The 6,919-nt window shown below is 39.6% G+C and carries 6 protein-coding genes; 4 read left to right on the top strand and 2 right to left on the bottom strand.

Going from position 1 to position 6,919, the window contains the following annotated elements; translation table 11 throughout:
- Positions 1 to 70 precede the first annotated feature (70 nt).
- Both QUB14_RS27650 and QUB14_RS27645 read right to left on the bottom strand, forming a co-directional pair.
- Positions 71 to 343: a hypothetical protein gene (locus QUB14_RS27650; RefSeq protein WP_333297421.1), complete on the bottom strand. Its 273-nt coding sequence runs from the start codon at positions 341 to 343 to the stop codon at positions 71 to 73.
- Complete coding sequence (locus QUB14_RS27645; RefSeq protein ID WP_333297419.1) at positions 328 to 819, bottom strand: winged helix-turn-helix domain-containing protein; 492 nt, start codon at positions 817 to 819, stop codon at positions 328 to 330. Before QUB14_RS27645 ends, QUB14_RS27650 begins: the two co-directional genes overlap by 16 nt.
- A gap of 128 nt (positions 820 to 947) precedes the next feature.
- Between QUB14_RS27645 and QUB14_RS27640 the strand changes: the two genes are divergently transcribed.
- Genes QUB14_RS27640 through QUB14_RS27625 form a run of 4 tightly spaced genes read left to right on the top strand, consistent with a single transcriptional unit; the run spans position 948 to position 6,846 of the window.
- Positions 948 to 1,205, top strand: a complete 258-nt coding sequence (locus tag QUB14_RS27640; protein WP_333221367.1) for a hypothetical protein — start codon at positions 948 to 950, stop codon at positions 1,203 to 1,205.
- Positions 1,206 to 1,241: 36 nt separating this feature from the next.
- Positions 1,242 to 2,807 (top strand): class I SAM-dependent DNA methyltransferase, encoded by a 1,566-nt coding sequence (locus QUB14_RS27635; protein ID WP_333221365.1) that lies wholly within the window; start codon positions 1,242 to 1,244, stop codon positions 2,805 to 2,807.
- Positions 2,791 to 4,035, top strand: a complete 1,245-nt coding sequence (locus tag QUB14_RS27630) for a restriction endonuclease subunit S (RefSeq protein WP_333221363.1) — start codon at positions 2,791 to 2,793, stop codon at positions 4,033 to 4,035. Before QUB14_RS27635 ends, QUB14_RS27630 begins: the two co-directional genes overlap by 17 nt.
- Positions 4,036 to 4,038: 3 nt before the next feature.
- Positions 4,039 to 6,846: an HsdR family type I site-specific deoxyribonuclease gene (locus QUB14_RS27625; RefSeq protein WP_333221361.1), complete on the top strand. Its 2,808-nt coding sequence runs from the start codon at positions 4,039 to 4,041 to the stop codon at positions 6,844 to 6,846.
- The last annotated feature ends 73 nt before the right edge of the window (positions 6,847 to 6,919 follow it).

Genomic DNA, 6,919 nt, shown 5'->3' with positions numbered 1-6,919 from the left:
CTCATTATCAGATATTTGATTTCGCTAAGCTTCACAGTTATGGTAAATTCTCACAAATCATCTAGGACTGCTATATTAAAACTCTGTTGAATAGGTTGATATTGACTCTTGGTAGAATCCACCAATAAGTTTCCCCAGACTCCGGATGAACGAATCCATAGAGCCATAACCATTGAAAACGCCATTTAACAGCAGCAATTGGTTGTTCTCCTTGTTGCGCCCAGACACGTCGCTGTATGGGTTTGAGTCCCAATCGATGTTCATCCATAGCCCAAACCTCGATTTCAGCTTCGGGATACTTTGCTTGCAGCCGCGCCTGTTCCAAAGTTAGTTTTTTTTCCATTCTTGCTGCTGCTCGATATCAGCTTCGTCATGCTGGGCTCGTGGCACGAGTTGTCTGAAATTCATCTGCCGCAAATATTCCCACCCACGCTGCCTGTGAATTGGCTTTCCCTTCAATTGCGCCACCCAGTCGGCTACTTTACGAGCATTCCACAGTCCACCATCCTCTGCCAAAGAGTTGAGTGCTTGCCACAAATGTGCTTGCTCAATATCCGACAACATTGGTATTCGGCCGGGATGAGAGCGACGACCATCGATTAATCCTTGTGGGCCACTTTGGTTGTAACGACGGGCAATTCTACGAATTCTATCTCTGTGATAGCCTGTGACTGAAACTACCTCTTCGGTCACCAATCCTTTAGCCAATAGCCAGATAATTTGGTAGCGAGTCCGCTCAATGGGGTCGGCGGCCCTTCGGTAGTGGCTCTGAAGTTCTTCTACTGAAAGATGTGGTTCAATGACTAGACGCTTTCCCATAATTGTACGATCGCATGAGCGATTAACTACACCCCATTATACAAGTCCGGTGCTACCGGACTTGATATGAGACGGGAACTGGTCGCAGTATTTATTACTCAAAGTCTAATTTGGTAGAGCTGGCGGCTATGGTATATTGGTTATCTACGGGTATTAGTTTTGATATTGCTTCTCAAACTCTCAAAACGCTGAAGGCACAAGAACCGGAGTTGTTTATTTCTGGTCAGGGTAAGCGGTTTATGTTGTTGTTATCAGCACAGGATGATTCGCTTTCTCTTGTAGAGTTTGATAGGGAAAGAGCGATCGCGTCCCTAGATAAAGGTAAATCTGTGATTCCTGTATGGTTGGATGTTATTTATAAACAGTTACAAAAAAAAATGACGTAATCTAAGACTTATATTATAAATATCCCTTAAAACACTATGGCAAAACAAACTAAACAAAAAAGCATCGAAGAAACTCTGTGGGATTCGGCGAAGAAGTTGCGCGGATCGGTGGAGTCTTCGGAATATAAGCACGTTGTACTGGGGTTGATATTTCTTAAGTTTGCGAGTGATAAGTTTGAGGAGCGCAAGCGGGATTTGATCGCTGAGGGTAAAGAAAAATATGTGGATATGGTGGAGTTTTACACCATGAAGAATGTGTTTTATTTGTCTGAAATATCGCGCTGGAGTTATTTGATCGAAAATGCGAAACAGGCTGATATTTCGCTCAAGATTGATACGCCTTTGTTTACGGTGGAGAAAAATAATCCTTCGTTAAAGGGTGCTTTGCCTGATAATTACTATTCGAGATTGGGGCTTGATGTTAGTAAGTTGGCTTCTTTGTTGGATACGATTAACAATATTGATACGCTGAAGGATAAGCAGCAGGATATTGTGGGGCGGGTTTATGAATACTTTTTGAGTAAGTTTGCTTTGGCGGAAGGGAAGGGGAAAGGTGAGTTCTATACGCCTAAGAGTATTGTTAATTTAATTGCGGAAATGATCGATCCTTATAAGGGCAAGATTTACGATCCTGCTTGTGGTTCGGGTGGGATGTTTGTGCAGTCGATTAAGTTTATTGAGAGCCATCATGGTAATCAAAAGGATGTTTCGATTTATGGTCAGGAATATACGGCGACGACTTACAAGCTGGCGAAGATGAATCTGGCGATTAGGGGGATTTCGGCGAATTTGGGGGATGTTCCTGAAAATACTTTTATGCGGGATCAGCATAAGGATTTGAAGGCGGATTATATTATGGCGAATCCTCCTTTTAATCAGAAGGAATGGAGGGCGGCGAAGGAGTTAGTGGATGATCCGCGTTGGTTGGGTTATGATGTCCCGCCGACTGGGAATGCGAATTATGCTTGGATTTTGAATATTGTTTCTAAGCTGTCACAAAATGGGGTGGCGGGGTTTATTCTGGCGAATGGGGCTTTGTCGGGTGGTGGGACTGAGTATAGTATTCGTAGGAGATTGGTTGAGAATGATTTGGTTGAAGCGATTGTCGTGTTGCCGCCAAATATGTTTTACACGACAAATATTAGTGTTTCACTATGGTTTTTGAATAGAAACAAAAAGGCTAGAAATATTGAAATTAACGGAAAGCTCAAAAGGTATCGAAATAGAGAGATGGAAATTCTATTTATGGATTGGCGCCAGATGGGTGAGCCTTTTGAGAAAAAGTTTAGGCAGTTTTCTAAGGAAGATATTGAACAAATTTCTGGAACTTATCATAACTGGCAACAAACAAGTTACGAAAAGACATATCGAGATATTCCTGAGTTTTGTTATAGTGCATCCTTTATCGAGATAGAGAACAAGGATTTTTCGATTGTACCAAGTAAATATATTGAGTTTATTAACCGTGACGAAAATATAGATTTTGATGAAAAGATGGAATCTTTACAAACAGAATTTAGTGATTTATTGAAGGCTGAAGAACAATCTAAAAAAGAGTTGCTTGCTGTATTTAAGGAGTTAGGTTATGAAATCAAATTATAGAAGATTGGGAGATTTGATTTGTGAGGTTAATAACCGTACTACTGAACTTAGAGTAACTAATTTATTAGGGATTAATATTGATAAGTTCTTTATGCATTCTGTGGCAAATGTTATCGGTACTGATATGACAAGTTATAAAATTGTCAAGAAAAATCAATTTGCTTGTAACAGGATGCACGTTGGCAGGGATCAAAGATTACCTGTTGCTTTGTCAAAGGATTCTAATGATTTTCTGGTTTCTCCAGCCTATGACGTATTTGAAGTTATTGATACGCAAGAGCTTCTACCAGAATATTTAATGATGTGGTTTTCGCGTAGAGAGTTTGATCGCAATGCGTGGTTTTATACCGATGCAGATGTGAGAGGTGGTTTAAATTGGAAAGATTTTTGTAATATGGAACTACCTGTTCCGTCTATTGCCAAGCAAAGGGAAATTGTCAAAGAATACAATGTGCTGGTGGATAGAATAAATCTGAATAATCGCCTTGTGCAAAAGTTAGAAGAGACTGCACAGGCTATTTATAAACAATGGTTTGTTGATTTTGAGTTTCCTGATGAAGACGGAAAGCCTTATAAATCAAATGGTGGTGAGATAGAGTTTAACAAAACATTAGAGAAGGAAATTCCGAAGGGTTGGGAAGTAAAAAAATTAAAATCTGTATGCTCAAAAATTGGTAGTGGCTCTACTCCGAAGGGGGGTAAGACTAGCTATTTGAGTTCTGGAATATCATTAATTAGAAGTCTTAACGTTCACGACTTTATTTTTTCTTTAAATGATTTAGCTTTTATTGATGATAATCAAGCAAAATCTTTAAACAATGTAACCGTAGAAGAAAAAGATGTTTTGCTAAATATTACTGGGGTTTCTGTTGCAAGATGTTGTGTTGCCCCAAAGTTGATTTTGCCAGCAAGAGTTAACCAGCACGTTATCATAATCCGTTCTCTTTATGAATATCATCTTTCTTACTATCTTCTTTGTTCACTTTGTTCAAGTGACAACAAATCAAAATTACTAGGAATTAGTCACTCAGGTTCAACAAGAGAAGCAATAACAAAAGCAGAAATCGATGAATTTCACTTATTGATCCCAGATAGCACGACATCAAAAAAAAATGATGATAATATGGATAAAACTTTTAAATATTTAGAATATTTAGTTATAGAAAACAAAAGTTTAAGTGATCTACATGATATTTTACTTGCCAAAATTTCAACAATAGGGAATTAAAAAATGAGATTCAACGAAGCAGCCTTAGAATCAGCCATCATAGAATTATTTGAAACCGAACAAATACCCCACCATAACGGCACTCACATTCACAAAGAAATAAGTGAAGTCCTCCTGCGTGAAGACCTAAAAACATTCCTACTCAATCAATACGAAGACCTCACCCTCAACGAAATAGATAGGATCATCCGCCAATTAGAAACCTATCCAAGCTCTGCACTATACGCAAGCAACAAAGCCATTATCAAATTAATAGCCGATGGATTCCCCTTTAAACGCGAAGACCGCAATCAAAAAGACCTGTTTATTCAATTGATTGATTATGAAGAAATTGAAAATAACAACTTTAAAATCGTCAATCAACTAGAAATCCAAGGCTTTGAAAAACGCATACCCGATGCGATCGTCTATATTAACGGATTGCCTCTAGTCGTACTCGAATTTAAAAGCGCAGTCAAAGAAAATACAACTATCAAAGATGCCTATACACAGCTTACAGTTCGCTACAAAAGAGACATCCCCGAACTGTTTAAATATAATGCCTTCTGCACGATCAGCGATGGCGTAAATACTAAAAGCGGATCACTCTTTGCTAACTACGATGACTTCTATGCTTGGCGCAAAACCGATCTCAATAGCAAAACAGCCGATGGCATCGACTCACTTTATACCACCATCGCGGGAATGCTCAATCGAGAACCCCTACTCGATATCATCAAAAACTTCATCCACTTCCCCGACACATCCACCAAAGACGAAAAAATAGTTTGTCGCTATCCCCAATATTACGCCGCCAACAAACTATTTGAAAACATCAAAAACACCATGCACCCCCAAGGCAACGGCAAAGGCGGCACATATTTCGGCGCGACAGGTTGCGGCAAAAGCTACACCATGCTCTATCTAGCCCGTCTACTGATGAAAAGCACCTATTTCGCCAGCCCCACGCTGGTACTAATTACCGATAGAACCGACCTAGATGATCAACTATCAGAACAATTCATTAATGCCAAAGACTTCATCGGCGATGAAGAAATCCTCTGTGTAGAAAGCCGCGAAGACTTAAAGAAAAAACTCCAAGGCAGAAAAAGCGGCGGCGTATTCTTGACCACTGTGCAGAAATTTACAGAAACCACCCAACTATTAACCGACAGAGCGAATGTGATTTGTTTCTCAGACGAAGCCCACCGCACCCAAATCAAAGTCGATCAAGAGCTAGAAATAAGTAAAAAAGGCGTAAAAAGAAAATATGGTTTTGCCAAATATTTGCGGGACTCATTACCCAATGCCACCTATATCGGTTTCACAGGTACAGCCGTTGACGGCACATTAGAAGTATTTGGCGGTATCATTGATTCCTATACGATGAAAGAATCCGTAGAAGATAAAATCACCGTTCGCATCGTCTATGAAGGTCGCGCCGCCAAAGTTCTATTACAAGAAGATAAACTGCAAGAGATTGAAGAATATTACAAACAATGTGCCGAAGAAGGAACTAACCAATATCAAATCGAAGAAAGTAAGAAAGCAAATACCAATTTAGAAATCATTTTAGGCGATCCCCATCGCATCAAAGCCTTAGCCAAAGACTTTGTAGAGCATTACGAAACCCGCGTCACCGAGGGCGCAACCGTCAAAGGGAAAGCGATGTTTGTTTCCTCCAGTCGCCCCATTGCCTATAACCTCTATCAAGAAATTATTGCCCTGCGTCCCCAATGGGCAGAAGTCAGAGAATGCGATGACGGCGTAGAACTGACCGAAAGAGAACGTCAAGAAATTAAGCCAATCGCTAAAATTAAGCTGATCATGACCCGTAACCAAGACGACCCGAAAGAGTTGTACGACATGATCGGCACTAAAGACAGTCGCAAGGAATGCGATCGGCAGTTTAAGAATGTTAAATCAAACTTTAAAATTGCGATCATTGTTGATATGTGGACGACAGGCTTTGATGTGCCTTTTTTGGACACCATTTATATTGATAAACCGATTCAACTTCATTCACTGATTCAAACTATTTCTAGAGTTAATCGCGTTTATGAAGGTAAAGAAACAGGCTTAGTAGTCGATCACATTGGCATCAAAACCAATATGAATCTTGCATTAAAGAAATATTCGCAAGTCAATGAAGATGATTTTGAAGATATTGAAAAAGCCGTAGCGATCGTCAAAGATCAACTAGATTTATTAGCGAAATTACTAATCAAATTTGACAGCAAAGACTTTTTTAACGGTACGCCCCTAAAACAATTGGAATGCTTAAACCGTGCCGCCGAATTTGTGCAACTAACCGAAGAGTTAGAAAAGCGATTTATGGGTATGGTCAGAAAATTACGTTCAGCCTATAAACTTTGCTGCTCTAGCCAAGATATTTCCCAACTAGAACGCGACTATATCCCTTTCTATTTTGCAGTCAGAGCGATCGTATTTAAGCTCAATAAAGGCGATGCACCCGATACCGCCCAAATGAATGAGCAAGTTAGAAAAATGGTTACAGAAGCCCTAGTCAGTGAAGGCGTAGAAGAACTCTTTAAATTAGGACAAGACGATCAAGAATCCCATATCGATATTTTCAGTGATGAGTATATGGCGAAACTGGACAAAATCAAATTACCCAATACGAAAATTAAATTATTACAAAATCTAGTAGCACAGGCGATCGCTAAGTATAAAAAAGTAAATAAAATCAAAGCGATTGACTTCTCTAAAAAGCTCAAAGCCTTAGTCGATAAATATAACGAGCGTAAAGAATATATCGGTTTAGCCAATGATGTTTTAAGTAAGTCGGTGGGAAAATTTATAACTATGTAGGGCTTGCTGAATAATCGAGTGCATATTGCGTCGCGAAAGGTTTCGAGCGCGCGAGCGAGAATAAAGTGCAAGA

This window comes from Microcoleus sp. B3-D2, from assembly GCF_036705345.1.
Lineage (GTDB): Bacteria > Cyanobacteriota > Cyanobacteriia > Cyanobacteriales > Microcoleaceae > Microcoleus.
Note: the sequence above shows the minus strand (reverse complement) of the source record. Positions and strands in the feature narration are given on the sequence as shown.

Excerpts from the sequence above, each read along its gene's own strand:
- QUB14_RS27650 (WP_333297421.1), bottom strand. The coding sequence starts at position 343 with ATGGAAAAAAAACTAACTTTGGAACAGGCGCGGCTGCAAGCAAAGTAT.
- QUB14_RS27645 (WP_333297419.1), bottom strand. The coding sequence starts at position 819 with ATGGGAAAGCGTCTAGTCATTGAACCACATCTTTCAGTAGAAGAACTT.
- QUB14_RS27640 (WP_333221367.1), top strand. The coding sequence starts at position 948 with ATGGTATATTGGTTATCTACGGGTATTAGTTTTGATATTGCTTCTCAA.
- QUB14_RS27635 (WP_333221365.1), top strand. The coding sequence starts at position 1,242 with ATGGCAAAACAAACTAAACAAAAAAGCATCGAAGAAACTCTGTGGGAT.
- QUB14_RS27630 (WP_333221363.1), top strand. The coding sequence starts at position 2,791 with ATGAAATCAAATTATAGAAGATTGGGAGATTTGATTTGTGAGGTTAAT.
- QUB14_RS27625 (WP_333221361.1), top strand. The coding sequence starts at position 4,039 with ATGAGATTCAACGAAGCAGCCTTAGAATCAGCCATCATAGAATTATTT.